This window comes from Clostridium sp. (genome assembly GCF_050717515.1).
GTDB lineage: Bacteria > Bacillota > Clostridia > Clostridiales > Clostridiaceae > Clostridium_AD.
The window spans coordinates 1-25,282 of record NZ_JBOITL010000006.1 but is presented as its reverse complement, the minus strand read 5'-3'; the positions used below and the strand labels follow the sequence as shown (position 1 = coordinate 25,282).

General features: G+C 29.4%; 30 protein-coding genes. 10 read left to right on the top strand and 20 right to left on the bottom strand.

The annotated features are described in order from the left end of the window. Positions 1–62: 62 nt before the first annotated feature. The 3 genes from ACREV6_RS01395 to ACREV6_RS01385 all read right to left on the bottom strand — a co-directional run bounded on the left by ACREV6_RS01395 (position 63) and on the right by ACREV6_RS01385 (position 2,216). Positions 63–977 (bottom strand): alpha/beta hydrolase, encoded by a 915-nt coding sequence (locus ACREV6_RS01395; RefSeq protein ID WP_431576243.1) that lies wholly within the window; start codon positions 975–977, stop codon positions 63–65. Between the two features lie 206 nt (positions 978–1,183). Beyond that, a complete protein-coding gene (locus ACREV6_RS01390; RefSeq protein WP_431576242.1) occupies positions 1,184–1,336 on the bottom strand; it encodes a hypothetical protein in 153 nt (50 codons plus the stop codon). A gap of 52 nt (positions 1,337–1,388) precedes the next feature. Further along, complete coding sequence (locus tag ACREV6_RS01385; RefSeq protein ID WP_431576241.1) at positions 1,389–2,216, bottom strand: sugar phosphate isomerase/epimerase family protein; 828 nt, start codon at positions 2,214–2,216, stop codon at positions 1,389–1,391. 294 nt (positions 2,217–2,510) lie between these two features. On the opposite strand from ACREV6_RS01385, the gene ACREV6_RS01380 reads away from it, so the two are divergent. After that, positions 2,511–2,903, top strand: coding sequence for a hypothetical protein (locus ACREV6_RS01380; RefSeq protein WP_431576240.1), 393 nt, complete (start codon positions 2,511–2,513; stop codon positions 2,901–2,903). A gap of 321 nt (positions 2,904–3,224) precedes the next feature. Here the strand turns inward: ACREV6_RS01380 and ACREV6_RS01375 are convergent, their stop codons facing one another. From ACREV6_RS01375 to ACREV6_RS01365, 3 genes are all read right to left on the bottom strand, one after another. Continuing rightward, positions 3,225–4,442, bottom strand: coding sequence for an alpha/beta hydrolase-fold protein (locus ACREV6_RS01375; protein ID WP_431576239.1), 1,218 nt, complete (start codon positions 4,440–4,442; stop codon positions 3,225–3,227). A gap of 114 nt (positions 4,443–4,556) precedes the next feature. Continuing rightward, positions 4,557–5,756 (bottom strand): alpha/beta hydrolase-fold protein, encoded by a 1,200-nt coding sequence (locus tag ACREV6_RS01370; protein WP_431576238.1) that lies wholly within the window; start codon positions 5,754–5,756, stop codon positions 4,557–4,559. 478 nt (positions 5,757–6,234) lie between these two features. Further along, a complete protein-coding gene (locus tag ACREV6_RS01365) occupies positions 6,235–6,828 on the bottom strand; it encodes a TetR/AcrR family transcriptional regulator (RefSeq protein WP_431576237.1) in 594 nt (197 codons plus the stop codon). 154 nt (positions 6,829–6,982) lie between these two features. Between ACREV6_RS01365 and ACREV6_RS01360 the strand changes: the two genes are divergently transcribed. Further along, on the top strand, positions 6,983–7,519 hold the full coding sequence (locus ACREV6_RS01360; protein WP_431576236.1) for a flavodoxin family protein: 537 nt from the start codon (positions 6,983–6,985) through the stop codon (positions 7,517–7,519). Beyond that, positions 7,516–8,163, top strand: a complete 648-nt coding sequence (locus ACREV6_RS01355) for a flavodoxin (protein WP_431576235.1) — start codon at positions 7,516–7,518, stop codon at positions 8,161–8,163. Before ACREV6_RS01360 ends, ACREV6_RS01355 begins: the two co-directional genes overlap by 4 nt. A 63-nt stretch (positions 8,164–8,226) precedes the next feature. Here ACREV6_RS01355 and ACREV6_RS01350 read toward each other — a convergent pair whose 3' ends face one another. Next, positions 8,227–8,730: a GNAT family N-acetyltransferase gene (locus ACREV6_RS01350; RefSeq protein ID WP_431576234.1), complete on the bottom strand. Its 504-nt coding sequence runs from the start codon at positions 8,728–8,730 to the stop codon at positions 8,227–8,229. Positions 8,731–8,881: 151 nt separating this feature from the next. Next, positions 8,882–9,187 (bottom strand): hypothetical protein, encoded by a 306-nt coding sequence (locus tag ACREV6_RS01345; protein WP_431576233.1) that lies wholly within the window; start codon positions 9,185–9,187, stop codon positions 8,882–8,884. 634 nt (positions 9,188–9,821) lie between these two features. On the opposite strand from ACREV6_RS01345, the gene ACREV6_RS01340 reads away from it, so the two are divergent. Further along, the gene (locus tag ACREV6_RS01340) at positions 9,822–10,895 is read left to right on the top strand and encodes a S66 family peptidase (RefSeq protein ID WP_431576232.1); all 1,074 of its coding nucleotides are present in this window, start codon (positions 9,822–9,824) and stop codon (positions 10,893–10,895) included. A 316-nt stretch (positions 10,896–11,211) separates the two neighbouring features. On the opposite strand, the gene ACREV6_RS01335 is transcribed toward ACREV6_RS01340, so the two are convergent. From ACREV6_RS01335 to ACREV6_RS01280, 12 genes are all read right to left on the bottom strand, one after another. Beyond that, positions 11,212–11,787 (bottom strand): flavodoxin family protein, encoded by a 576-nt coding sequence (locus ACREV6_RS01335; RefSeq protein ID WP_431576231.1) that lies wholly within the window; start codon positions 11,785–11,787, stop codon positions 11,212–11,214. A 114-nt stretch (positions 11,788–11,901) separates the two neighbouring features. Beyond that, on the bottom strand, positions 11,902–12,402 hold the full coding sequence (locus ACREV6_RS01330) for a GNAT family N-acetyltransferase (RefSeq protein ID WP_431576230.1): 501 nt from the start codon (positions 12,400–12,402) through the stop codon (positions 11,902–11,904). A 255-nt stretch (positions 12,403–12,657) separates the two neighbouring features. Next, positions 12,658–13,281 carry an HAD family hydrolase gene (locus ACREV6_RS01325; RefSeq protein WP_431576229.1) on the bottom strand — a complete coding sequence of 208 codons (624 nt, stop codon included), beginning with the start codon at positions 13,279–13,281 and terminating at the stop codon, positions 12,658–12,660. 168 nt (positions 13,282–13,449) lie between these two features. Beyond that, a complete protein-coding gene (locus tag ACREV6_RS01320; protein WP_431576228.1) occupies positions 13,450–14,067 on the bottom strand; it encodes a nucleotidyltransferase domain-containing protein in 618 nt (205 codons plus the stop codon). 15 nt (positions 14,068–14,082) lie between these two features. Continuing rightward, positions 14,083–14,241 (bottom strand): hypothetical protein, encoded by a 159-nt coding sequence (locus tag ACREV6_RS01315; RefSeq protein ID WP_431576227.1) that lies wholly within the window; start codon positions 14,239–14,241, stop codon positions 14,083–14,085. Between the two features lie 46 nt (positions 14,242–14,287). Further along, entirely contained in the window at positions 14,288–14,917 is a 630-nt protein-coding gene (locus ACREV6_RS01310) for a GNAT family N-acetyltransferase (RefSeq protein WP_431576226.1), read from the bottom strand. Between the two features lie 249 nt (positions 14,918–15,166). Continuing rightward, positions 15,167–16,393: an ABC transporter permease gene (locus ACREV6_RS01305; RefSeq protein WP_431576225.1), complete on the bottom strand. Its 1,227-nt coding sequence runs from the start codon at positions 16,391–16,393 to the stop codon at positions 15,167–15,169. A gap of 1 nt (position 16,394) precedes the next feature. Then, positions 16,395–17,270, bottom strand: a complete 876-nt coding sequence (locus ACREV6_RS01300) for an ABC transporter ATP-binding protein (RefSeq protein WP_431576224.1) — start codon at positions 17,268–17,270, stop codon at positions 16,395–16,397. 11 nt (positions 17,271–17,281) lie between these two features. Further along, complete coding sequence (locus ACREV6_RS01295) at positions 17,282–18,082, bottom strand: hypothetical protein (protein WP_431576223.1); 801 nt, start codon at positions 18,080–18,082, stop codon at positions 17,282–17,284. Continuing rightward, positions 18,057–18,638: an RNA polymerase sigma factor gene (locus ACREV6_RS01290; RefSeq protein WP_431576222.1), complete on the bottom strand. Its 582-nt coding sequence runs from the start codon at positions 18,636–18,638 to the stop codon at positions 18,057–18,059. Before ACREV6_RS01290 ends, ACREV6_RS01295 begins: the two co-directional genes overlap by 26 nt. 387 nt (positions 18,639–19,025) lie before the next feature. Next, positions 19,026–19,220 carry a hypothetical protein gene (locus ACREV6_RS01285; RefSeq protein ID WP_431576221.1) on the bottom strand — a complete coding sequence of 65 codons (195 nt, stop codon included), beginning with the start codon at positions 19,218–19,220 and terminating at the stop codon, positions 19,026–19,028. A 169-nt stretch (positions 19,221–19,389) separates the two neighbouring features. Then, positions 19,390–20,019, bottom strand: coding sequence for a hypothetical protein (locus ACREV6_RS01280; RefSeq protein WP_431576220.1), 630 nt, complete (start codon positions 20,017–20,019; stop codon positions 19,390–19,392). A gap of 110 nt (positions 20,020–20,129) precedes the next feature. Here ACREV6_RS01280 and ACREV6_RS01275 point away from each other — a divergent pair, with 110 nt between their 5' ends. The 6 genes from ACREV6_RS01275 (at position 20,130) to ACREV6_RS01250 (ending at position 25,129) form a co-directional block, all read left to right on the top strand. Continuing rightward, on the top strand, positions 20,130–20,555 hold the full coding sequence (locus tag ACREV6_RS01275) for a hypothetical protein (protein ID WP_431576219.1): 426 nt from the start codon (positions 20,130–20,132) through the stop codon (positions 20,553–20,555). Between the two features lie 465 nt (positions 20,556–21,020). Continuing rightward, positions 21,021–22,670, top strand: coding sequence for a serine hydrolase domain-containing protein (locus tag ACREV6_RS01270; RefSeq protein ID WP_431576218.1), 1,650 nt, complete (start codon positions 21,021–21,023; stop codon positions 22,668–22,670). A 174-nt stretch (positions 22,671–22,844) separates the two neighbouring features. Then, entirely contained in the window at positions 22,845–23,381 is a 537-nt protein-coding gene (locus tag ACREV6_RS01265; RefSeq protein WP_431576217.1) for a GNAT family N-acetyltransferase, read from the top strand. Between the two features lie 237 nt (positions 23,382–23,618). Further along, entirely contained in the window at positions 23,619–23,786 is a 168-nt protein-coding gene (locus ACREV6_RS01260; RefSeq protein WP_431576216.1) for a hypothetical protein, read from the top strand. A 104-nt stretch (positions 23,787–23,890) separates the two neighbouring features. Then, positions 23,891–24,847 (top strand): aminoglycoside phosphotransferase family protein, encoded by a 957-nt coding sequence (locus ACREV6_RS01255; protein WP_431576215.1) that lies wholly within the window; start codon positions 23,891–23,893, stop codon positions 24,845–24,847. A gap of 117 nt (positions 24,848–24,964) precedes the next feature. After that, complete coding sequence (locus ACREV6_RS01250; RefSeq protein WP_431576214.1) at positions 24,965–25,129, top strand: hypothetical protein; 165 nt, start codon at positions 24,965–24,967, stop codon at positions 25,127–25,129. Positions 25,130–25,282: the final 153 nt, after the last annotated feature.

Here is a 25,282-nt window from a genome sequence, read left to right as displayed (position 1 = left end):
CCAAAGCGTACTTGCGTGCATTGTTAGATATCGTAGCCTCACCCATTCACTTATCTTTATTACTATCTTTTCTTCACTTCACTATGAGAATTCATAAACTTTAAAGCCTCATTCATTGCAGCTTTAGAACATTTCCTATTATAAAAATTTAAGAAAGCATGTCTCGCTTCCGGATATTCTTCTTTACCTAGTGATATCATATCGTATGGAACATTATTTTTTTTCAATTTTTTCATAAACTCAATAGATTGTGAATGCATTAAATCTACTTCTCCTGCGCATAAAAAAGTAGGTGGAAATTGTTTATTTATATAAAATATTGGTGAAACATATTCACATCTCTCTTGATATTGATTTGTGTTTTTTCCTAGAAAACTTTGATTTTGTATTCTAACAATAAAAGAGTTAATTGCATCTAATTTTTTAATGTTATACACACCGTAAAACAGTAAAATCCCTCTTACATAATCCAATGAAATTAAATTTTTTATTTTGCAATATTTCTTTAGCTCATCGTTATTTACTATAGTGACATAATGGCTTACCAAATGTGCTCCTGAAGAATCTCCTGCTAAAAATATTTTATTTATATCTCCACCATACTTTTCAGCATTGTTACAAATCCAATCTATTGCATCAGAAATATCTTGTATCTGTATTGGATAACTATATTTAGGTGTTAGTCTGTAATTAATATTAAATGTCAAATATCCCTCATGTGCAAAACTTTTGCATATTCTTGAATAACCATCTTTTGATCCACTTATCCATCCACCACCATGAATATAAATTAAAATTGGGAAAGAGCCCTTTCCATAAGGTATAGCAATATCTAATAACCTCTCTTTATGAGTTTCTTTACCATATTGTATGTTCTTTAAAAGATTACTTATGTCAGGAGCATGCTGATTAAATATAAATTTCTCTCCTATAAAATTCATCAAATTATATTGCCATTTTATTAAATAATTCCACATCTAATCCCCTCACACACTTTTATTTTCTTTACCCTTGCCCATTTTAAGGCTACGTTTATCCATTAAAGACGTTATTGAGCCTTAGCGAGCCATCGCTTGGCGAAAGAATGTGCCTTGGCTTCTTCTAAGGCTTGACCCTAATTTAGCCAAAACGAACTTTAATGGGGTGTTAGGAGAAGTAATTTCCTCATATATCTTATAAGGTCCTACTTCATTCCAATAAGTGAACTTAAACCATTAGCCAAGGTTTCTCCCCAACATAAATAATCATGATTACTTTCGTAACATTCAAATCCTTCTGGTTTATACCAATGAGAACCAGCTTGAGATTTGTTAGCAGATGTGCCACATTGCAGCAAAACTACTAGTGTGTTCTTTAAAATTCTTTTCTTTAAACTTTATTATAGTCACCTAATTGAGAGCTTTCTTTAAATAATTCAAGCATTTATTTACTTCAGTAAAATTAACTGTACCATCTTCCAAAAGTGATTTACTTTCAAGAGATAGTGAGCCTTTAAAATTCAATCTTTTCAATTCATTAAATAAACATGTAAAATCTATCTCTCCTTCTCCTGGCAAAAGATAGTTCTTTAATGAATCTACTGAAAACGCTTTCCCTTTATAATCATGAATATGCAAATGTGTAATGCATTGTTTCTCCCATAACCAATCTGTATCAAAAGTCTTCCATAATAAATCATGGTAAGATATCATTCTAAGATCCAATACAACTTTTGTTTGAGGATATATATCTACAAGTTTTTTCAAATTGCTTATTGGGTCAGATTTTCTACACGGTACCGTCTCTACAGCTAAACATATTCCATATTTATCAGCTATATTTAAACATTCCTCAAATGCAATAATATTATTTTGAAATTTATCATCTGATAAGGGAAGACCCCATAAATGTAAAACCATTAATTTTGCGTTAAGTTCTTTTGCAACCTCACAATTCAGTTTTAATATATCCATTCCATTTCTATAATTAATAGTATTTAATTCAGTAATAAGCGTACCTATATCCTTATCAGCATGTACTACTGGAAATTTTAATCCACTTTTATATAACTTATCCGTAATAGTTTCAATTTCACTATACCAGTTAGGGTACATAACTAATTCAAGGCCATCAGCAGATAATTTCCGACCGTCTTCTAATATTATTTTGTAATCAGATTGATAAGGATACTGAGTTATAACTCCTGTTGAACAAAAAACTCTGTTCCTTTCCTTCATGAATATCGTCCCCTTAAAGTTTAATTATCCCTATAATTTACCTATAGAATTTAGAAGTAGAACTAATTTTTTTATCTATACTCATTTCAACACAAAGTTTCCTTTTTCCTGCAACATTTGTAAATTTAGTCAAAAATAAAACATAAAACTAGGGTATTTTAAAATGAAAATATTTACTATTATAGAAAGCTAGCGATGTATAAATATGTATACTATGATATAATTTTCATATGAGTTAGTCGAAATTGTAAAATATGAAATACTAAATAAACAATAATAGAAAGGAGATAATAAATGAAAGCTTATAAACTATTGAGCCTAGCATTGGTTGCAGGTATATTAATACCTTTTACGATGGGATGCTCCTCTTCTAAGTCTACTGCAAATTTGCTTCCTTATTTAGGGTGTATGCAAAAGAATATTAAATCTAAATCAAGCAGCAATACAGTAATAACATTAGATTTAAAAAAAGGCGATAAAGTAAAATTCAAATATGGTTCTACTGTAAAAGAAGGCACTCTCAAAATTCAATTAACTCGTTCGAAAGATGAGGTAATTGAAGATTTCCCAATAGATAAGAGTGGTACTAAAGAACTAGTAATAGCCGAAGATGGAAGTTGCCTACTTTCAGCAAATTTCGATAATTTTATAGGTGATTATAATATATATGTAGATAAAATAAAGTGAAAGGGTATAGGTTTTAATTGTTCTATATCCACCGAATAATCCCTTAGAAACACCGTATTATTCAATTTTACGGTGTTTTTATGTCTCACTCCAATAATATTGTCTATTAAATCAGGAATTTAAAGAACCTAATTATGAGGAGAAATAATCTCCATCATATGACATTTCTTCATACTCATCATGTGTTACTAAAAAAAATTCATGTTCAAGTCCCATAAAAAACCTCCAAGCTTATAAAGTTTTGAGTGTTTATAATAATAACTGAAGCGTACTTGAGTGCATTGTTAGGTGAAGTAATTCCCTCATATATTTTATAAGGTCCTACTTCATTCCAATAAGTGAAATTAAACCATTTGCTAGAGTTTCACCCCAACACAAATAATCATGACCACTTTTAAACTCTTCAAATTCAACAGCATATCCTTTAGATATTAGAACATCTCTTAAATTTATATTTGTATCAATCATTCTGTCCTTATTTTCAAGAATCCCTACATTTAAGTAAAACTTAAGAGGTAATTTATCTATTGATTTAAATTGAGTACTCATCCAACAATTACTTTCGTAACATTCAAATCCTTCTGGTTTATACCAATGAGAACCAGATTGAGAAAGTACATTCCCAAAAATTTCAGAATGTTTTAATCCTAAATATGATGCTGTTAATCCCCCTAGACTTAACCCTCCAATTATAGTTTCATCTGCTTTATTTGAAATATTATAATTTTCTCTAACCCATGGAATTAACTCTTTAACTATAATATCTCCAAATGTATCACTACACATTAATTCTTCACCCCTAGTCTCAGTGGAATCAATGAATAATGTAACTATCGGTGGTATCTTTTTATCAGCTATTAGGTTGTCCATCACTTGTACTGCTGAAAGAATGTTAATATACTCCTCGCCATCAGTTAGAACTAAAAATCCGTAAGGTTTATTCTCTTCACTATATTCGTGAGGTGTGTAAATTCTAACTTTGCGATGATTTTCTAAATTTTCACTTTTAAATTGATGTTCCTCCACCTTTCCTTTAGGCACATCCTTTCTTTCCTTAACCCAAGTATGTTCCTCTGCGTTTATCATTACTGCATAAGATACTAAAAGATCCTTTTCGCCATCATCACCTTTGAAAACCATTACATTTTTGTTAAATCTATCATGTACTGATCCGTCAACTCTTTTCTGCCAATCATCATCAAACGAATCATTTGGAGAAAAATAATAACTAAAACGTACATCATTTCTCACCTTATAGGTTATATACCATAAATTTGTTTCCATAAATCTTTCCATTTTATTTTCTACTAAATTGTCCATTCCTACTGGAGGTATAATCACCAGATTTTCATAATCCTCATCAGCTTTATAAACAAAAGTAACTAAAGCATTTTCAATGTCTCCCGCTAATTTCTCTATTAACGGTGCACCATTAAGCTCTATCTCGCGCAAAAATTCTTCCATTGCTTGATTATTTCCCTGCTCAATTTTTTCTTCTAACTCCATAATTATTTTACTTTTTAATAATGATTTTTCCATATTAAATCTTTTCCCCCTCACAAATTGTGTTTTCATAAAAATTTAGCTATTATTTCACCCTGCAACATTTTGTTAGACGAAATAGTTTCTGAAGTATATGATTTAAAGCCATATTTAAATTCCAATAAGTGAAATTAAACCATTTGCTAGAGTTTCACCCCAACACAAATAATCATGACCACTTTTAAACTCTTCAAAGTAAACAGTATATCCTTTTGCTATTAATACATCTCTTAACTTGATATTTTTAAGAATCATCTGTTCATTCTCTTCAAGAACACCTACATTTAAATAAAACTTTAAAGGCAATTTATCTATTTTTTCAAATTGGGTAGCTAACCAGCAATCACTTTCAGCATCTTCATAACCTTCGGGTTTATACCAATATGAACCAGATTGAGAAAGCACATTTCCAAAAATTTCAGAATGTGTTAATCCGATATATGATGATGTTAATCCTCCTAGACTACTACCAGCGATTATGCCTTCATCAGCTTTATCTGAAATATTGTAATTACCTTTAACCCATGGAAGCAATTCATTAACTATAATATCTACAAAGGTGTCGTTACAAGTTAATTCTTCATATCTTGTTTCTGTTGAATCAATAAAAATAGTAACTATGGGCGGTATCTTCTTATCAGCTATTAGGTTGTCCAACAATGTTGTATTTGAAAGCATAGCAATGTACTCAGCACCATCGGTTAGGAGTAAAAATCCATAAGGTTTATTATCTTCTTCATAACCATTTGGTGTGTAAATTCTAATTGAGCGATCTTTTTCTAATTTTTCACTGTGAAATTTATGTTCATATAGTTTGCCCTTAGGAACATCCTGTCTTTCTTTAACCCAAAAATGCTCTTCTGAATTTGGCATTATTACATAAGGTACTATTTCTTCATCATTTAAAATCAATTTATGCTTATTATATTTATCACGTATTAACTTTTTCTCTCTCTTTTCCCAATCATCGTCAAAGGAGTCATTAACAGAAAAAAAATAATCAAATCGTACATCATTTCTTATTTCGTATGTTATATACCATAAATTTGTTTCTAAAAGTCTCTCCATTTTATTCTCTGATAAATTGTTCCACCCAATAGGAGGTATGAATACTACATTCTCTATTTCTTCCTCAGCTTTGTAAAGGAACGTAACTAAAACATTTTCAAGGTCTCCATTTATTTTTTCTATTATAGGAGAGCCTTTGATTTCTATTGAATCCCAAAATCCTTGTAATTCATTACAGTCACCTTGCTCAATTTTTTCTTTTAAATCTATTATTATTTTACTTTTTAATGATGACTTTTTCATATAAATCATTCCTTCCATAAAACGTGATTATTAATAAAAGTATGGGTTCTCATTTCAACACATAACTACCTTTTTCCTGCAACATTTGTAAATTTAGTCAAAAATAAAGCATAAAGCTAGATTTCTCTAACCTCATGCTTAGATTATTTACTGTAAGCTATTATTTACTTGTAATTTCTCTTTATAACACGACCTATCTATCTTCATACTCTTTTACTCTTCGATAAAATGTAGCTTTAGTCATGTTCATCATATGGGTAGCTTCAACCCCTTTAATTTTTCCATCTTTCCATTGTTTCATTATCCTCATAACCACGACCAATTCTATCAAGTGATTTAATTATAAGTAAATCTCCTTTTTTCATATATTTATAACCTATTCTATCAAAATCTTTACCGCTTTCCGTTACAAAACAGTAATATTTGAATACACTAATTAATCATGCTGTTTTAACCGCATGATTATAACTAAATTAATTTAAAAATTAAGATTTTTACGTAATATATTTTCAACTAATTTGAGGTAATTACCTTCATATGAAAATGTCTTATATGATAGCATAGTTGCAAGACCATGTACCATTGACCACATAGCAATTACATCTTGCACATATTCTTCTTTTTTCACATTTATACTTTTTAAAAAATCAAGTGCACAATTTTCAAATATATTAAAAGTAGGATATTCTCCATTTTCAAGTTTATTTTCTTCTATAATTATTTTAGATTCGGACTTTGTTAAAAAAGCAAATTTTAGATAATCTGGATGCTCTACCATAAACCAAACATATTTTTTCCCTAATTCTATAATTCTTTCATAGGGATCATTTTTATACTTTTCTATTACTTCAGCTAAAGAACTTTCAAAATTATTAAATACATATTCAGATATTGCATTAATCAATTCTTCTTTGCTTTTAAAATGCTTATATAGTGCTGCGTGACTTACATTACACAAGGCTGCTACTTTTCTAATTGAAAATTTCTCTTCTCCTTCTTCATTAAATAACTTTAATCCCATCTTTATAAGACTTTCCTTCAAATCGCCATGATGATATGTATCAGTTTTCATGTAAAAACCTCTTTTCAAAAATCTAACTAATATTTAACAATATAATACCATAATATGTTGACAGTGTAAACTTAAGATGATATTATACTTTTAAGTTACCACTGTAAACATACGTTTGTTATTAATTTTAATATAAATAAAAAGGAGAGTTTTTATGTTATTAATTCACGATTTAAATGTTAAGGATTCAAATGAAATTATCCCTTTATTACCTCCTAACTCTAAAATATTTTCAAAAGAAATAGATAATATTAAAGGATGTTTAGGTTGCTTTAATTGTTGGGTCAAAACTCCTGGTAAATGTATTATAAAAGATGCTTATACTGAAATGCCTAAATATATTTTAGAAAGAGGTACCTTTATAATTGTTACTGAAATAAAATATGGTTGCTACACTTCTTATATAAAAAATGTTATAGATAGGTTTTCAAACGGACTTCTGCTTCCATTTTTTCAATCTGTTAATGGTGAAATTCATCATCTTCCACGTTATAATAATAACTCTCTTAAATTTATAGTAATAGGCTATGGTGAGGATGTTACTTCTGATGAAGAGCAAACTTTTAAAGATTTAATTAGAAGAAATGCAATTAATTTATGTGTTACTGAAATTACGTCTTACGTAATTAAGGATATATCTGAAGCTAAAACAATATTAGAAAATTTACAGGAGGAAGGTATTATTATATGACTAATTTGTGCTTTATAAATGGAAGTCCACGTAAAAGAGGTAGTTGCTCTAGTTACCTTATAAGTGAATTAATTAAATTACTAGATAGCAATATTAAGACAAAAGAATATTATATAAGCAATCTTATGAAAGATAAAAAATCACTTGAGGAAATTATATCTTATGATAAAATTATTTTTGTTTCTCCTCTATATGGAGATTGTTTCCCAAGTACTATGCTTGACTTCATGGCTACGTTTGAAGATTTTATTAAAGAAAAGAGCAATATAAATATTGATATGTATTGTATTGTAAATTGTGGTTTCTTAGAGGGTACTCAAAATAAACTGGCTCTTAATATTATGAAAAACTATTGTAATAGATTAAACTTTAATTGGCGTTTTGGTGTAGGCATAGGTGGCGGTGAATATATGACAAGCTCTAAAAATATGCCTCTAAATTCTCGTATGAAAAAGCCTGTATATAATTCTTTCTTAGCTCTAAAAAAAGATATTGAAAATAAATCCAATAACCAGGTAGATAATATGCTTACCAATGCAAAGATGCCTAAGTTTATATTTAAATTTGTTGCAAATCTAAGGTGGAAATCCATGGCTAAGAAAAACAGTATAAAAGCCAAGGATCTTTATAAAAAAATTTATTAACTCTTATAAGTTATAGGAAAAGTACAACATAATACAAGTACAGATTATGCTTATTTTCTTATGTTAACTAAAATTGTAAACCATTAAATATTCTTCTTCAAGATTTGCCACTATTTCAAACCCAACATTCTTATACAGATTAACAGCATAGTTTTCTTTTTGTACAGCCAAAGAGGTCTGCTTATAACCACGATCCTTTAAGTGCTGTAACATTTGCTTCATGAGAGCAGTTCCAATACCTTGATTTCTGTATTCCTTGTACAAAGAAATAGCAAATTCAGGGGTCTGGTCATCTATGTTTCCAAACCCTTTGACTTCTCCAGCTAAAATCCTTGTCCATACTGCGCCAACAATTTTGCCATCACTCTCTGCAACAAGGCATAAATCATCAGATTTTCCCCAGTTATTAATAAAAACACTTAATTCTGGTTGCTCAATAACCTCTCTGGGCAAGAGATTCGTTTCATCTGGCTGAAAAATAGCTTCGTATAGCATATCTTTAAGAATACCCACTTCGTCTGGGTTAATTTCCCTAATGAAATAATTACTCAAGTCTCTATCCTCCATCTGAAGAACCCGATTGGTCGAATTTGTTACCATTCCCTTTTTTTCTATCATATTCCATGCTCCTTTGTCTAAAGCTAAAAAAATATTAAATAAATAATCTTTGCTTTATGATATTCAACAGTTGCGATAATTTTATGAGTTTTAAAAAAGTTTATATCTGTTTGTTTTTATTTTGAAGTTTATTTGCAAACCCTACACCTATACCCATTATCAAACTATTGGATATGAAAAATAAATTAGTGGGAATATTTATTATATATATACATACAATACCAAGAAATATCACAAATGCAAAAGAACAACATACTACCAATAAAGGTTGCCACTTCTTGTCCACCTTTATTTTTAAACTTACCTTATCTGTTATTGCATATTCTTTATCAACTTTATAATAAACTGCCATACTTAATAACATTGGTACTGATATAAACAATGACTTAATTAATGAATCTAACATACCCTTGCCCCCCTAAAACGCAATTATTTAGACGTATTCTTCTTGATAGAAAATTTAAATTTATAATTTAAAAGTATTCTCTATAATACTTGCGTTGATTATCTGCAAGTGCTATCCATCCCACACCTGAAGGAGTGGCTTTCCGCACAAAATCTTGTAATATGTAGGGATAAAAAATAAATTTTCATAACTAACACCCTTTTCGCCTGGATTTCAGAGGCTCGTCAGTAGGTTAATCCTAGAAGGGGTGATGGCCGATATAGTTACATAGCTACCATATGTTGAAAAAAGAACATTTAAGAAGTTTGCAAATCTATCCTTAGGTTTTAACGCCTCCTTCAGCATTTTTATTATAACATGAAGATACATAAAAATGTAATACAGCAATGAATAATCTGGATACTTAATACCTTTTAGACTAAGCTCTATATAAACACCTTCTGTCCATGTACTACGCATGATATAGAAAGTGTATCATTTAACTATTAAAATTGAAAGTACAAACAATGGTCTTTGAAAATTGAATAATACGGCATTAAAGAATAAGAATAATTGCTATATTTTACAAAAATAGCGATTATCCTTATAAAAACATGCTATAATTTATATAATTGGTATACGGGGAGTGATATTTATGAAAAAGTCAAAACCATTAGTAAAAGGAGATAAGGTTGCAGTTATAAGTATGTCGAGTGGTATGCTTGGTGAAGATTTTGCAAAACATGAATTAGATTTGGGCCTAAAGAGAATAAAAGAGTTTGGGTTAGTACCTGTTGTAATGCCAAACGCATTAAGAGGAATGGAGTACTTAAAAAATCATCCAGAAGCCAGAGCACAGGATTTAAAAGATGCTTTTTATGATACATCCATAAAAGGGATTATCTGTGCAATTGGAGGAGATGATACATATAGAACATTACCATATTTATTAGATGATAATGATTTTATTAAGGCTGTTCACAATAATCCTAAATTATTTACAGGCTTTTCAGATACGACAATTAATCATTTGATGTTTTATAAACTTGGACTAGGTACTTTTTATGGCCCTACTTTCGTTTGTGATTTAGCCGTATTAGATAAAGAAATGTTGCCATATACAAAAGAAGCATTTTCAAAGTATTTTGAAAGTCATAAAGAAGATTGCATAGAATCAAGTAGTGTATGGTATGAGGAACGTACAGATTTTTCTATGGATGCAGTAGGAACAAGCAGCGTAAAACACTTGGAAGAAAGAGGATATGAAGTTCTACAAGGAAAAGGGAAATTTAATGGAAGACTTTTAGGTGGTTGTCTTGAAAGTTTACATGATATATTAACCACTACACGATATGACGATGAAAAAGCTATATGTGAGAAATACGGGTTGTTTCCAACATTAGATGAATGGAAAAATAAAATATTGTTCATTGAAACTTGTGAAGAAAAACCAAAACCAGAAGTATTTGAAAAGGAATTAATTGCTTTAAAAGATACAGGCATATTTGATGTCATCAACGGAATTATTGTTGGAAAGCCTCAAGATGAGCAATATTACGAGGAATACAAAGAAATTTATTATAAGATTATAGAAAATAAAGATTTACCAATTATGTATAATGTGAATTTTGGTCATGCACAGCCAAGATGTATCATTCCATATGGAATTGAGGCAGAGGTTGATTTAGATATAAAGGTTATTACGTTAAAGGAATCTATATTTGCATGATTTCATTATATGAGCAAATTATGAGGATATTTTGCAACCAGTAATGAGAAATATAATGTCCTTATAGCCGCAGGTACGAAAATAACCCTATAGTTAAGCTATATTGCAAAGCTGATGAGAATTGTTTTAATGATCCAATAGAAGGGTTCTTTAAGGAACTAAGATATTTAAAGTTCAAATATAAAGTTGGAGAAGAAAATATAAATGCAAAGAGCATTTTAAAATAAGAAACGCTTAACACTATAAAATGTGTTGAATTTTAAAAGACACATGGTATAAACAAAAGTGGACAAATCAACGTGTCCACTTTACTTTATTAATCCCCTCCCAAATCTCTATAATTTCTTATTCTTTCGATTGTTTCTTCTCTAATATTATCATTATTAATAACAGGTGTGTGCCTGGTATTATAATACTCAATTACATCAATGATTTTCACGCCTAATTCAGAAAGAGGCTTACTTATACCTTCTATTGTATATCCCATAGAGTCTTTAGTTTTACCTGCACAAACCCCTACAATGATTGCCTTTTTATCTGGTGAGAGACGACTTTTCCATCCGTTACTATAATCATTTAAACAGAATGTCCTATCTAATAAGGATTTCATCTGTGCAGTAATATTGTAATTATATGATGGAGAAGCGAATATATATCCGTCTGCATTTTTCATATTATTTATAATTTCAGTTATATCATCTTGAATAATGCAAATTCCTGCCTTTATACAATATTCACAGCCTGTACAAGTTGAAATATTACGACTGTCCAAAAAGAATTTATCTACACTAATTTTTTTATCATTTAATCCTTCTATTACATAGTCCACCATCAAATCTGTATTTTTTCCCTTTCGAGAACTACCAACCACTGCAATCCATTTTTCGCCCATACCATCCACTCCTACATCCTAAACATCATTTTTGCTATATAAACCGATATAGCCTCAATTACAAATTGTAATACATTAAATGATATATCTTAAAAATTATTTTATATGGTAAATTTAACAGTCAATCCAAATAAAATGACACTTACTATCTACTTTTTCTATTATCCCATTGTTTTCAAGTGCAACTTTAATTGATACAACATTATGATTATGTACCATAAGTAGAAGCCTATCAATCTTCATATCTATTGCACAGTCAATAAGCATTTTCAAAAGTATCTTTCCATACCCCTTGCTTCTATAATCAGGAAGTATGGAATATCCAACATGTCCACCTTCTTTTCTTAGTTTATCGGTCAAATAATGTCGCAATTTACCCATTCCCACTGGTATCCCGTCTATAAATAACCAGTAGTTACTTTGTGGAACCATCCATTCCTCAAGTCCAATGCCATTTGCCATATTATTGCATTTGACTAACCATTTTTTAAATTCTTCATATGTTATTCCATTGCATCCGTTTGTGAATCCATTTTCATCTTTCGGAAGTTTCTGTAACATATCATATAAATCTCTTCCATCATCTGTTGATAACTTTCTCAACTCGCAATTCACAACATACACCTCCATAATACATAAATAATTTTTACTGCGCATTGTTTTTACAAGTTTGACATAACTCTTTAACTGAAAAATGTCTTCAGATATCGATAATATGCCCTACCTCTATCAAGTTTTACACCATTTTTGACTCCTCAAGCAGCATAGTTGCTTCTTCTACAGTTGGCACACCTTGTTCCAAACAATTTTTCATACTTATATGTCCTCCTGTTTTTTTTAGTAATTCACGAGCTTAGAGAAGATTCTGAATTAAACTTTTATAAGTTCCAATATTTGTTTAGGATTTTGCAAAATATAATTTGCATTAATTCCAATGGATGATTTAGCACCCCATAATGCTAATGCAAAATCTATACCAGCACTAAATGCACATTCCATATCATATTTAGTGTCACCGATATATATAGTCTTTGATTTATCTGCCCCTGACAATTCAAGAAATTTCAAAATTGGATCTGCATTAGGCTTATGCTTTTCTGTATCATCTGCACAAACTACTAATTTAAAGTAATCGGCCAACCCAAAAGGTACAAAATCGCTTATGTACTCTACTTTAGTCTTTGATGTAACTATACCTACTAAAATACCTATTTCACTTAATTTAACTAAAGTATCCTTAATGTCATCAAAGACTTTCACATAATGAAGATAGTCTTTTAAATATCTATTCCATTTCTCATTAGACAGGAATAGATTTGTTATTCCAAGTTTATTTAATGCTACTTCTCCTGGAATACCTAAAGCAAATCTTAATTCTTCAAAACTAAAATTTTTATTAAGTTCTTCAAGTGTTAATTTTTGAAGTGATGAAAGAACTGCAAATTCGGTATCTAAAATTGTACCATCAATATCAAATATAATATAATTATACATTGCTTACCTCCATTGTTAAAATTACGTATTTAGATGATTTAATTCAAAGTTAATTGCCAGGATGCCGTATATCCCCATTGTAGTGCTTTAATAAATATAATAAATCTAATTCTCTTTCTTTTTTAAGAAAATAATATCAATAAAAGAGATACCATAACTATAAGAATATCATGACGCAACAATAAATTGAATTAATTTTTCAATTTCAGTAAAGTCAGTATTAACTCTTAATGCATTATTGAAAACATAGTACGCTTCCTTATCATTATTATGAAGCCATTGTAAAGATTTCTTAGGACCCAAATACCACCTGTCCTTAATATTAAAATAAATCTCCAATGCATCTGTAAGCATCCAATGGTATCTGAAATTCCCTTCTATATCACCCTTCTCTGCTCTTCTAAGCATTTTTTGAAGCCAATTTTTAAGAAAGTTTTTTTCATCTAATGTCAATTGTTTAGGACCGTTTATAAACTTCTTGTCTATACCATTAAGGAAATTAGTGCACAACTTTTTTTCATCTAAAAGTATTTTCCCACCTCTAACATGAAGAAATTGATTACAACTATCCATCATCTCAGTCTTATAAAACCAAACATCTAATCTCCTATTATTAAATACTGTGGTATCATTTTCTTTCTCTGGATTATCACAAAAACATACTAAATCTATATCGCTTTCCTCTGTATAATCTTCATTAGCAAAAGAACCATACAATATTATTGAATGGCAACTGTATTTTTTCATTAAATATTCCTTAACAGAATATATTAATTTATCTTCCATATATTAATTCCTCCATCAATTACTGAGTAATATTTTACAAGTTATACATAACCTATCCAGTTTTTCTGATTTCTTTAGTGATTTTACAATTATTTGTGACAAGCTTTTACCTATCACTGGTATACATGAAACTATAGCCATAGGTTTCAACATATAATTTAATAACTTCTTCATAAAATCACCTCATCATAATTAATGTATAATATTTTACCCTTGCGACTTAATCACTAGAAAAATCAGACTCAAACATTCCAATCCCTTTCTGTTTCATCGTAAATTTCCAATCTTCAAAGGAAATTGTCATTATTAAACTATCCTTATATTCTCCATCATGCATTTCTCTGTTCTTTATAACTACCCTTGGAGTAAATCCACTTTTTTCATAACATCCTATTGCACGTTTATTCCAAGTTTGTGGGTCAATAAATATAATATCCGCATTTTCATTCATAAATAAATATCTAATCAATGACATTACTACAATAGTACCAAGCCCTTTATTCCAATTATCAGTTTCTCCAATAAATAAATCCATTCCATAGGGCAATCCATAGTTTTCCATATTAATGGCATCTCCAACATCATATCCATCAGGGTCTATACGGAAATATTGAATATAGCCAATAGCCTTTTGATTGTGTTCTATTAAACACGGTACAACTGCGTCTTCCCCTTTAGCACGAGGTGCAAACTTTTTAATTACCTTTTCCAAATCAAAGGAATTACTACGCCCTTCATAATAATCAAGTAATTCTTCGGTGGAAAGCCATTTTGCCATAACGCTATAATCCCTAATATTATCTTCCATCTTGCGTATGCTTATATCACCATTTTGAAATAAATATTTCATATATCCTCCATTATCCTACTACGTTCAATAAAAATAAACTTTGATCCACCATCCATATTTTAAGCTAGTTACTTTCATTATACAACAAATTTTACTATTATATCTTAATTTTACCTATGACATTCCTTTTGTTTCTAGTCACGATTTAAACCTTCATAAATAACAGCACCTACTTTGTTCTTTTGTATATAATTTTTAAAAAAATAATTATATTACATTAAGTAGTCAAATTTATAGTCATAGAAATCTTTATATCGAATATTTCTTCGTTATGCTATTTTTTATCATAAAGTACAATAAAATTATAATTACTACTCCATAGCCCAATTCAAAAAGCGGATAAATTATAGGCTTTCCTAACACATTCACTGTATACAACACCTCGTATATCTTAGTTCCTTTCATAAACTGATTAATGCTCAAGTTTAAAATAACCTTAGTCCAAGACCCAGAAGTAACTACAAGTTTTTCAATAATAATTGGTAGTGAAAATACAAACGCTGTAAGAAAAAAAGTTGTTAATGATGACTTACTAATATTTGATATTAAAATTATAACACCTGTAAATATTATATATCCAACTATACTTGTTAACATCGCTACTAGCCAAAATTGTATTATTGTAAAATTATATGGTGAGCATATATAGTCAGACAAACATTGCATTGGTGCATTCCATCCTCCTATACCAAATACAAACATAATTACAGTTAACCCGACTAAATTAACGACACTCACAACAGTAATTGTATATATGATTGCAGCTAATATTTTTGTCTTCATAATTTTTACTCTTCCATTTTTAGTTGATAACAATATTGGTGCTACTTTACTTTCATATTCTCCTGCAAATGTAGGAGATACTCCTAATAAAAGCATTGTCACTATTAAGAATGGAGACAGAGAACTCATTATCCAAATAACTCTCCACCAACCTTCATTATAATAAACATTAGGAGTGCTTACCTTGTTGTACATATTACTAGCTAAAACTTTATTTTTATATTCATAAGTGTTTACTTTGTCCTGTATCTCTAATAACTTTATGTTATTATCAAGGTCTTTTAGTTCATATGCTTCAAAATCATGAACACCTCCATTAATTCTTCCAATTTTATCCACAAACGTATTTTTTGTTTTTTTCATAATATCGGAAATAGCTGCCATCCTTGGTTTTCCTTGAAAAGAGTATTCACCAATAATGAAGTTATATATATTAGACTTTATTGTATCCTTACCTTTATACATTTGTAACTTATTTAACAATTCAGCTGTAACATCTTTATAATTGTTAACATTTCCCTCATAGGGTTTTGAATAGCTCTGTAACTCCTTAGTGGAACCGAAATCTCTATTAACTTGATTAACAAGAGGTAGTATCATTGGTAAAAATACAACCATTGACATTACTAATAAACTTATATATAAGCCTTTCTTAGAAAATATTTTATATAACTCATGTTTTAAAAGTTCCATTTTATATCTCCTCCACTTTTTTATCAAAATAATATAAATACATATCTTCAAAGTTGGGAGTAACCTCAACAGCATTTTCCATTGGAATTTTATCACATAATATTCTAAGTTCTACACTTTTATTTTTTCTCATTATATTAACTATCTTAAATTTGTTTTCAGCATTAATAGCTGTGTTTTCATCAGTATAAACACTCCACACTTTTCCATTAACATCTTTTAATAATTCATCTCCACTTGAGCATTTTAATAACCTGCCATCTTGTATTAGTATTACTTTTTTTGCGATAAACTCTATATCTGAGACAATATGCGTTGATAAAATTACAATCCTTTCTTTCGATGTATTAGATATTAAATTTCTAAACCGTATTCTCTCTTGCGGGTCAAGACCTGCCGTAGGCTCATCTAATATTAATATCTTAGGATTATTTAAAAGAGCCTGAGCTATACCAAGCCTTCTTAACATTCCCCCTGAAAATTTGCTTACCTTTCTTTTTCTATCATTAATTAGACCTGCTATTTTTAAAACCTCATCTATTTTCTCCTTAGCTTCTAATTTTTTTATCCCCTTTAAGGCAGCCACATATTCTAAGAATCTTTGTGCTGAGAAGGTATTATAGTATCCCATATTTTGAGGCAAATATCCCAGTAAACTCCTATACTCATCGCCCATATTATTTTTATTTATACCATCTACTAATATTTCTCCTCCTGATGGATTTAAGACATCTGCAAGCATACGTATTAATGTAGTCTTACCAGCTCCATTTGGTCCTAAAAGTCCATATACACCCTCTTGCATAGTAATCGAAAAGTTATTTACTGCTACTTTATCAGAGTACTTCTTAGTTAAATTTCTTATCTCAATATTCAAACTCTCATCTCCTAATTTTTATATGAAAAACTACCTATCTCGCAGTTTTTATATCTTTTTATTTTCATAAACAATAAATATATTCCACCAATTATTGTAAGCACGTAAACATATGTGTTTATAGATATAAGAGTTTTCGTTAATGCGGTATTGCTATAAATACTTACTACAAGTATTACCCAAATGGATATTACTGCTATTACTGCGTAGTAGCTTCTTATTTTTTCTGCTAATATTATGCATATAAAATTTACCCAAATAAATGGAACTATCCATAGAATGTTAATTTCGATAAAGCGTATACTTATTACATCTTTACACATCATAATAGTCATAAACACATTTAAAAAAATATTAAACACCGCTATAATCATCATTCTATATAGTATTAATTCTCTTCCAGACACTTTATAGCTTAGTTCAAGTTCTAACATATTATTTTCCTTACCTTTAAAAACTTCTGTAATGCCTAAAACAAAAGGTATTGGTGATATAAACATTAGTGCGCCATATGAATTAACAATATTATTCATAGCTAATACATAAGTTATAATGAAAATTAGCAAACTTGATATAAAATAAATCTTGTTTATATAGCTTATTTGGAACTCTAAATTTTCAATAAGTTTATTAAATCTTTGTTCCTTATTCTTGGTTTTAGGTACATATTCATATAAATTATTTACACATTGATTTATTTCATCTTGAGAAGGATACTCACACAGTGTATATTTATCAAGGTTGCTGCAGAATAAATTAATTTCATCATCTGACAAATCCATATATTTAAATTTTTCTTTTATACTTTTCACTTTCTTCACCTCCACTAAATATTTTTTTTAGTTTGTCAACGCCTAACTTCAACCTAGATTTGACTGTTGATTGATTCGCTTCTGTCACAGAACTTATCTCTTTTATAGTCAAATCATGATAATATTTTAAGATAAGCGCTTCTCTCTGACTTTGAGGGAGTGTCATTATTGCATCTTTAATTCTTCTTCTTTCATCATTTCTTTCAAATATATTTACAATATTTTCAGATTCATCTTCCACCCTTACAACTTCATTATCAACTATATTATTTTTAATGTAGGCACTTTTCCAATAATCTTTACAAACATTCATAGCTACTTTTAGAATCCAGTTTTTAAATTTTCCTTTGGTATAGTCAAAGGTTTTGCTTCCTTTTATTACTTTCATAAATGTATCTTGCGTTAAATCTAATGAAATGTGATATTCTCCAATAGTTCTGTATATAAAGGAAAAAACAAGTTTATAATATCTATTTACTAACACTTCCATAGAACATTTATTACCATTAATTATTTCTTTTACTAACTCCTCATCAGTTAATCCCACTCTTCTCATCTCCTTTCATATATTATTACTGTATAACTTAACATTAAGTTTAAAATCTAGGTTAAATTTTTCATATTTCTTTATGTACCTATTTACAACTAACCAAAATGGCTCGTCTATATATGTTGCATCAATCCTATTTGTTTTTAAAATATTTAATATATCCATACCCTTTAATATGATATAACTTATTATTATATCATACATATTTAACTTAATATGGTTATATATACAAAAAAAACAGTGTACTAATTATATGCTAATTAGTACACTGTTTTTTTGTAATTTTATATTTGTGATTCAAAATTAAACCTGTTAATAAAAATCTAGAAGCTTTTTTTAGGTGCTATTTTATTCATAAGATAATGATAGTTATTATTAACAAATTTAATATTTTCATTTGATATAATTAAAATATATCACACCATTTTTTTCCAAAACAGTAGTTTTAAAAGATAATTTCTGCTGAGTTGTAAGTTTAATGTGACTACCCTCATATTTCCCGAAATCAAATCCGAATTTATTTTTTTCAGGATACCCATAAAGATAGCAAACCACCTTACCATCGTTAATAAATACAATTTGATTCATTCCTTCACTTACAGTCGTGCTTATAGGTACCCATTTGTACCCGATGGTTTTGTATATTTCTCCTTTCGTTGTATATGGCGCAAAACTGTAAAGTGTATCCCAACCTGTCAGATATCGGTAGAAAAACGGACAATGTCATCATTTAATAAATTGTAATTTAAGTACATTCTTATCTATATATTGTTTTAGCTAAATCTGAAGAATGCTGTGTACCTTCAACTTTCTTTCCATCTAAAGTAAATTTAACTCCATCAATCCAATAACCTTTATAGTCTCTTTGAAGTATATTTTCTATAAGAGTATACTCAGTAATTTCCCCACCCGCTGAACCTTGCATTCTTTGATGCCAGTAGCTCTTATCTCCTCCTAAATTGATAACAGCTATCTTTTTATTATTTACTGTTTCTATAGTCTTTAACTCCAACGTTTTTCCATCAAAATACTTATTTGATATAGTGCTAAGTATTTTCTTTATATTATCAGCAACCGACAAACCAACTGTCTTAATCTCTCCTTGACTTATAACTTCATAATCAACATTTTTAGTTACTATCTTAAATATTCTCTCAGTTTTATCTGGTTTATCAATATTACTTTCTACTTTATTTCCTGATTCTACTTTATCTGTAGGTTTTGCTTCTAACTCTGGTTTTTCCACATAATCTTTCTTGTCCTTAGATATATTAATATCATTATTCGCTTGATTTTTTTCTGTTATATTGCTATTTTTATCTCCTGAACATCCAACAAAAGCTATAGTAATAATTCCAATTAATCCAGCTAAAAAAAATTTCCTCATATTCTTTTCTCCTTATAAATTTTTACTTTTTTTCATTATATTTATATTATATATATGTATTACATTTTTGTCTATAAATTTGGTTATTATATAAAAAAGTCCTTACCTCAATGAAAAATACTAAATGTAAACTGTATTTTTTTAATAAATCTGAGCTAAAGCATTATTATATAGATAAAATACTACCTATAGAAAATAATGCTTTGGTTTCAGCTTTGACAAAAGAGCTGCAAAGTACGTCTTATAGCGAAAACTTTTTGTCATTGACAGACAAAGTAAAGATACAATCAGCGAAGCTAGATGAAACAACTGGAATTCTTAAAATTGTATTTTCTGATGATTATGTAGACCATATGACCTTAGGGACTGCTACTGAAAGTGGTTTATTAACCTCTTTGCTAGCTACTTATGGTTATAACTTGGGCGCAAATAAAATTTCCATATACTTTAAGGATAAACTTTATACCTGTTTAGGCGATTTACAAGAGGAATACTTTACTGTAAAATATCCTTCTGCTAAACTGTACACTCCTTAATATTAAACGAATTGTCACCGATAAAATTAACGGTGACAATTCGTTTATATCATAGTTTCATTAGTAGTGTATACCTTAGTTCCATTGTTGTTATGATATATCACAGGCTATTTGTGTAGTAAACTGCACCATTATCCTGTACTGAATATCCTCTTTTACTTAAATCTTTCATTCTACCTAACTCTCCTTCCAATTTTCTTTATCCGCTTTTTTCTTTGCAATTTAAGTTTGAATTTCTTTTATTCTTTGAGGTATTAATTTAGCTTCTTCACTTGTAGGATATTGAGTTCTAAAAAAGAGAGCCTATATTGGTTTATTAATATACATTATATAGAATTTACTGTTATAATTTACATACGGATGACCTATAATTTAGCACACACTTGTAAAATAAGATGGTGCTAAAGGCTGAAAGTAATGGTTTCAACACTTTAAATAAGATTAACTATTTTAGGAGGAAATGAAATGGAATTACATAGGGCAAAAAAAAATGAGAAGGAATACTTAAAGTATGAAAAAAGTTTTATTCACAATACAGCCTTAATCGCAAAACAGAATGATAAAGTTTTAGGGGTACTGGAATATGAGATAAGTAATATGGTAGATACTGAAATAGTAAATTTCAAGAGTTTTGATTCAGTTAATGAAAATGAAATCTTCCAAAACTTAATTGATGAACTTATGTATTGGAATCCTTATGTAAAAAGAATTTTCTATAATGAAGACAATAATATGATTACTCATAAGACTTTAATATACAGTTCATTTAAGAAGAGTGATAAGTGGATTTTACATAGTAGAACTGATATTGAAGTTTTTAAGATTGACATCAATAAAATTACTCCAGAGCAATTAACTGTTGATAGAGAAAAAGTAGAAAGAGCAAATGCCTGGATAGAAAAGCCAGAGGATATAATTGTTACATGTGTAAAAATTGATAATATAATAGTAACCATAGACGGTTATTCTAGGCTAGTAGTAGCATTAAATAAAGGATTTGACTATGTTTATGCTCATTTCGATCCTAATAATACAAGTTTAGACTTTTATAAAACCTGCATTAAATGGTGTGAAGAAGCCGGCGTGTATACGATGGATGACCTAACCTCAAGAGTAGTTTTGCCCGAAGAACACCAAACACTTTGGGTGAATAGGTGTCAGGCATATCTCAAAATGGAGTTGATTACAATGAATAATGAATTATTGAATGATTTGATATTATCCGTAAAAAATCAAAATCTTCATGTACTGAATGTCATTATTAGGCAAGATGGTGATATAATTGCTAAACATGATTTTGAAGAAAAAAAGCCCACTCTTTTGTGGTCAGTAAGTAAAGCATTTACCTCGATGGCAGTTGGTATTGCAATCAGTGAGGGGTATTTTAAAATTAATGATTATATTATAGATTTTTTTCCTGATATTCCACGTGTAGGCATAAATGAATATCTTAAAAAGATGACTATTCATGATTTGCTTTGTATGGGAACTGGACATGCAGAATGCCCAGTAGAAAAGGCCGATTGGGAAAGTGGCGAGAGCTGGGATATTTGCCAATTGTTCTTTGATGAACCGGTTGTATTTGAACCTGGGACTCATTTCACGTATAACAATTCTGCAACGTATATGCTTTCAAAAATAATAAGCATTACTACAGGGACTAACTTAGATGAATATTTAGATAAAAAAATATTTCAACAATTAGATATACCGAAACCTAAATGGGATACATGTCCAAAAGGAATCTCACAGGGATTTTCAGGTTTATATTTAACAGCAGAGCAATTATCCAGATTTGGACAATTAATTCTTAATAAAGGAATCTGGAAAGGTAAGCAACTTATTCCTTCAAGTTATATAGAACAAGCAACATCTGTTCAAATTAAGACCAGTGATTTTAATCCATACTTTGCAACTGCAGACCATCATCAAGGATATGGCTATCAAATATGGATGAACTCATATCCTAATTCATATCGTATGGACGGTTTATATGGTCAATATGTTGTAATTCTTCCAGATAAAAATGCAGTGGTTACCTACGTTTCAAATGAACCATCAAACATGACTGGTGTTTTAGAGTTAACATGGAATACAATAGTTGATAAACTATAATTTAAACAAGATTATGAGCATAATGGGCAATTAAAATTACGTCACATTTGTAAAAAACTATGAAGCTATAAATTTATATAAATTTCACTTGCACCTTACGCAACGTAATCATTTATTATTAAATTAATAAGCATTTAAATGCTATCAATTAAGTAAATGGAGGATGGTTGACACATGAATCAGAGTATAAATAGAATGCTAAGATTAAGACCATATAAATCATGCGATGCGAAATATATTGTTAAATGGATAGACAACGAAGAAGATTTTGTGAAATGGTGTGCTAATAAAATAACATATCCTTTGACAGAAGAATCAATGAAAGAAATAAAAGAAAGTTTTGAAAATAATGAAAAAGGATGGCTATTTACTGCATTGGATGAAAAGGGAGCTCCTGTTGGGTTCATAGCAATGATGAATGCCAATTATGAAAATGAGAGTATACATGTTGGCTTTGTTATTACTGATTTATCAAAAAGAAATAATGGATTTGGAAAGCAAATGATGAAACAAGCAATAAGATATGCCTTTGAAATATTAAATATGTCGAGGGTAACTTTAAAAGTTTTTGATAATAATCCAAGTGCTCATAGGTGTTATCAAAATGTGGGATTTGTTGATGAAAAGTATTTGAAAAATGGATTCCCGTATAAAGATAAAATGTGGGGATGCTATGATATGGCTATAGCAAAATCTTTATACAGTGTATGAATATAAATTTATGTTACTTGATTTGCTTTCTTCTAATTAGACGTCACAAACAATAAAAGTTTGTGGCGTTTTTACTTGTGACGACTTAGGAAACTATGGTGCAGTAAAGTTTGGACTATTCCACTCTTTACTATTATGTTATATAATGGTAACAATAATTCAGAATCGTATTTAATGACGAAATAAATTGAGACAAGATTTATTATTAGTAATTTATATCACAGGGGGCGATAATACTTGAAAAAAAATATTAAAGAAATATCTGGGGTTTATACTGCATTAGGTTCTGGAATTGGATTATTGGTCGGAATTATAAGTAGTAATTTGGCATTAGGATTAATTTTCGGTTGTGGAATAGGAGTAGTAATTGATAGTATCGCTTATTCTAATAAAAAAGCTAAATAGTTCATATTTTTCTTGTTAGACGTCACAAATCGCAAATCTACGATATATGAACAATTGTAGATAATGGCGAAGTAATGATTATTTATATTAGGTGAGGTGATTACATGTCACAAAATAACGATAGATTATTTGATTTTAAATCCGTAGATGCAGAGGATATTCACTCTATTTTCTCTAAATACAATAACCGACTTCTAATTCAAAATATATCTCCAATTACAGCCGGAATGAGTACAAGTAATTATATGATTGAAGCGAGCAACAAAAGGTATTTACTTAAAGTTTATCCTAAAAACAATGACCATAGCGATATTGAAATAGCAGCTTATAAGCACGCTCACTATATTATTAAAGTACCCGAGATACTGCATTTTGATAAAAGTAAAACCATAATTGATAATACTTATGCGATTTTTCAATACATTGACGGATTGACATTGAGAGAGTATGTCTCTAAAAACAAAGGTTTCTCAAACAATGTTGCCTATAAAATCGGAAGTATGCTTGCGTTATTACATGAAAAGGAATACGCTTGTACGGCATTATTAAATGTCGATTTATGTATTAACAAACAAATAACACCATTTGAAAATCAATATAAATTCTTTCTTGATGGAATGCCGGGAAAACATTTGAACGAAATAGTAAAGCAAGATTTGCAACATTTCATTGACGCTAATCGCCACTTAATAGAGCGAATATCCGAAAAGAATGTATTCTGCCATGGCGATTTTATCCCCTCCAATATCCTTATAGACGTATATGATACACCATGGCTTATTGATTTTGAATATTGTTTTTCCGTGCCGCGCTATTATGACATTGGAAAAATTTTTAGAACCAGAGAGAATTATTCTGAACATATAGACGATAAAATAAAAAGCAATTTTGCTGAGGGATATAACGCTATGAGCCATAGAACCTTACCTGAAGATTGGTATAAACTTTCAAAAATAGCAGATATAGTAGTAATGTTGGCATTGATAAACAGGGAAAATATTCCGCATGATTGGATTGAGGGAATTGAAGAAGAAATCATCGTGACAATGAATCTGAAGTAATGCAAGCCTCACCAAATGAGCATAATCTATAGTACGCAATCTTCTTAAGAGACGACATAGTTGAATATTATGCAATAAAAATATCATATTATTATAAGACAATATGGGGGAGTTATTATGATAGTTAATACAGAAATTTTAGACGAGTATTTAACTGAGAAGTCTTTAGACGGAGTTAAAAATCACTGGATATTTAATTCTATTGTTGAAGGACAATATCTATTTGAAAAAAGACCTGATTTACTAATTGATTTTATTTTAAATAACAAAAGCCTCGATTGATAATATTACAATTTTTAAGGGAAGTCAAAATGATATGATCCCTTTAAAGTAGACATGGTAAATAACCAAAATACTTTGGAGGGATTTTTATGTCCAGATCACCTTTCACTCTAGCTCAAAAAATTGCAGCTGTAGAAGACTATTTAAAGGGTT

Bases quoted from the DNA above. Each gene is read 5' to 3' on its own strand.
- ACREV6_RS01320 (WP_431576228.1), bottom strand. From the start codon at position 14,067: ATGGAAGATAAATTAATATATTCTGTTAAGGAATATTTAATGAAAAAA.
- ACREV6_RS01325 (WP_431576229.1), bottom strand. From the start codon at position 13,281: ATGTATAATTATATTATATTTGATATTGATGGTACAATTTTAGATACC.
- ACREV6_RS01385 (WP_431576241.1), bottom strand. From the start codon at position 2,216: ATGAAGGAAAGGAACAGAGTTTTTTGTTCAACAGGAGTTATAACTCAG.
- ACREV6_RS01315 (WP_431576227.1), bottom strand. From the start codon at position 14,241: ATGAAGAAGTTATTAAATTATATGTTGAAACCTATGGCTATAGTTTCA.
- ACREV6_RS01360 (WP_431576236.1), top strand. From the start codon at position 6,983: ATGTTATTAATTCACGATTTAAATGTTAAGGATTCAAATGAAATTATC.
- ACREV6_RS01375 (WP_431576239.1), bottom strand. From the start codon at position 4,442: ATGGAAAAATCATTATTAAAAAGTAAAATAATTATGGAGTTAGAAGAA.
- ACREV6_RS01365 (WP_431576237.1), bottom strand. From the start codon at position 6,828: ATGAAAACTGATACATATCATCATGGCGATTTGAAGGAAAGTCTTATA.
- ACREV6_RS01345 (WP_431576233.1), bottom strand. From the start codon at position 9,187: ATGTTAGATTCATTAATTAAGTCATTGTTTATATCAGTACCAATGTTA.
- ACREV6_RS01370 (WP_431576238.1), bottom strand. From the start codon at position 5,756: ATGAAAAAGTCATCATTAAAAAGTAAAATAATAATAGATTTAAAAGAA.
- ACREV6_RS01270 (WP_431576218.1), top strand. From the start codon at position 21,021: ATGGAATTACATAGGGCAAAAAAAAATGAGAAGGAATACTTAAAGTAT.
- ACREV6_RS01255 (WP_431576215.1), top strand. From the start codon at position 23,891: ATGTCACAAAATAACGATAGATTATTTGATTTTAAATCCGTAGATGCA.
- ACREV6_RS01380 (WP_431576240.1), top strand. From the start codon at position 2,511: ATGAAAGCTTATAAACTATTGAGCCTAGCATTGGTTGCAGGTATATTA.
- ACREV6_RS01305 (WP_431576225.1), bottom strand. From the start codon at position 16,393: ATGGAACTTTTAAAACATGAGTTATATAAAATATTTTCTAAGAAAGGC.
- ACREV6_RS01275 (WP_431576219.1), top strand. From the start codon at position 20,130: ATGAAAAATACTAAATGTAAACTGTATTTTTTTAATAAATCTGAGCTA.
- ACREV6_RS01355 (WP_431576235.1), top strand. From the start codon at position 7,516: ATGACTAATTTGTGCTTTATAAATGGAAGTCCACGTAAAAGAGGTAGT.
- ACREV6_RS01350 (WP_431576234.1), bottom strand. From the start codon at position 8,730: ATGGAGGATAGAGACTTGAGTAATTATTTCATTAGGGAAATTAACCCA.
- ACREV6_RS01335 (WP_431576231.1), bottom strand. From the start codon at position 11,787: ATGGGCGAAAAATGGATTGCAGTGGTTGGTAGTTCTCGAAAGGGAAAA.
- ACREV6_RS01340 (WP_431576232.1), top strand. From the start codon at position 9,822: ATGAAAAAGTCAAAACCATTAGTAAAAGGAGATAAGGTTGCAGTTATA.
- ACREV6_RS01265 (WP_431576217.1), top strand. From the start codon at position 22,845: ATGAATCAGAGTATAAATAGAATGCTAAGATTAAGACCATATAAATCA.
- ACREV6_RS01290 (WP_431576222.1), bottom strand. From the start codon at position 18,638: ATGAGAAGAGTGGGATTAACTGATGAGGAGTTAGTAAAAGAAATAATT.
- ACREV6_RS01280 (WP_431576220.1), bottom strand. From the start codon at position 20,019: ATGAGGAAATTTTTTTTAGCTGGATTAATTGGAATTATTACTATAGCT.
- ACREV6_RS01395 (WP_431576243.1), bottom strand. From the start codon at position 977: ATGTGGAATTATTTAATAAAATGGCAATATAATTTGATGAATTTTATA.
- ACREV6_RS01250 (WP_431576214.1), top strand. From the start codon at position 24,965: ATGATAGTTAATACAGAAATTTTAGACGAGTATTTAACTGAGAAGTCT.
- ACREV6_RS01310 (WP_431576226.1), bottom strand. From the start codon at position 14,917: ATGAAATATTTATTTCAAAATGGTGATATAAGCATACGCAAGATGGAA.
- ACREV6_RS01285 (WP_431576221.1), bottom strand. From the start codon at position 19,220: ATGAATCAAATTGTATTTATTAACGATGGTAAGGTGGTTTGCTATCTT.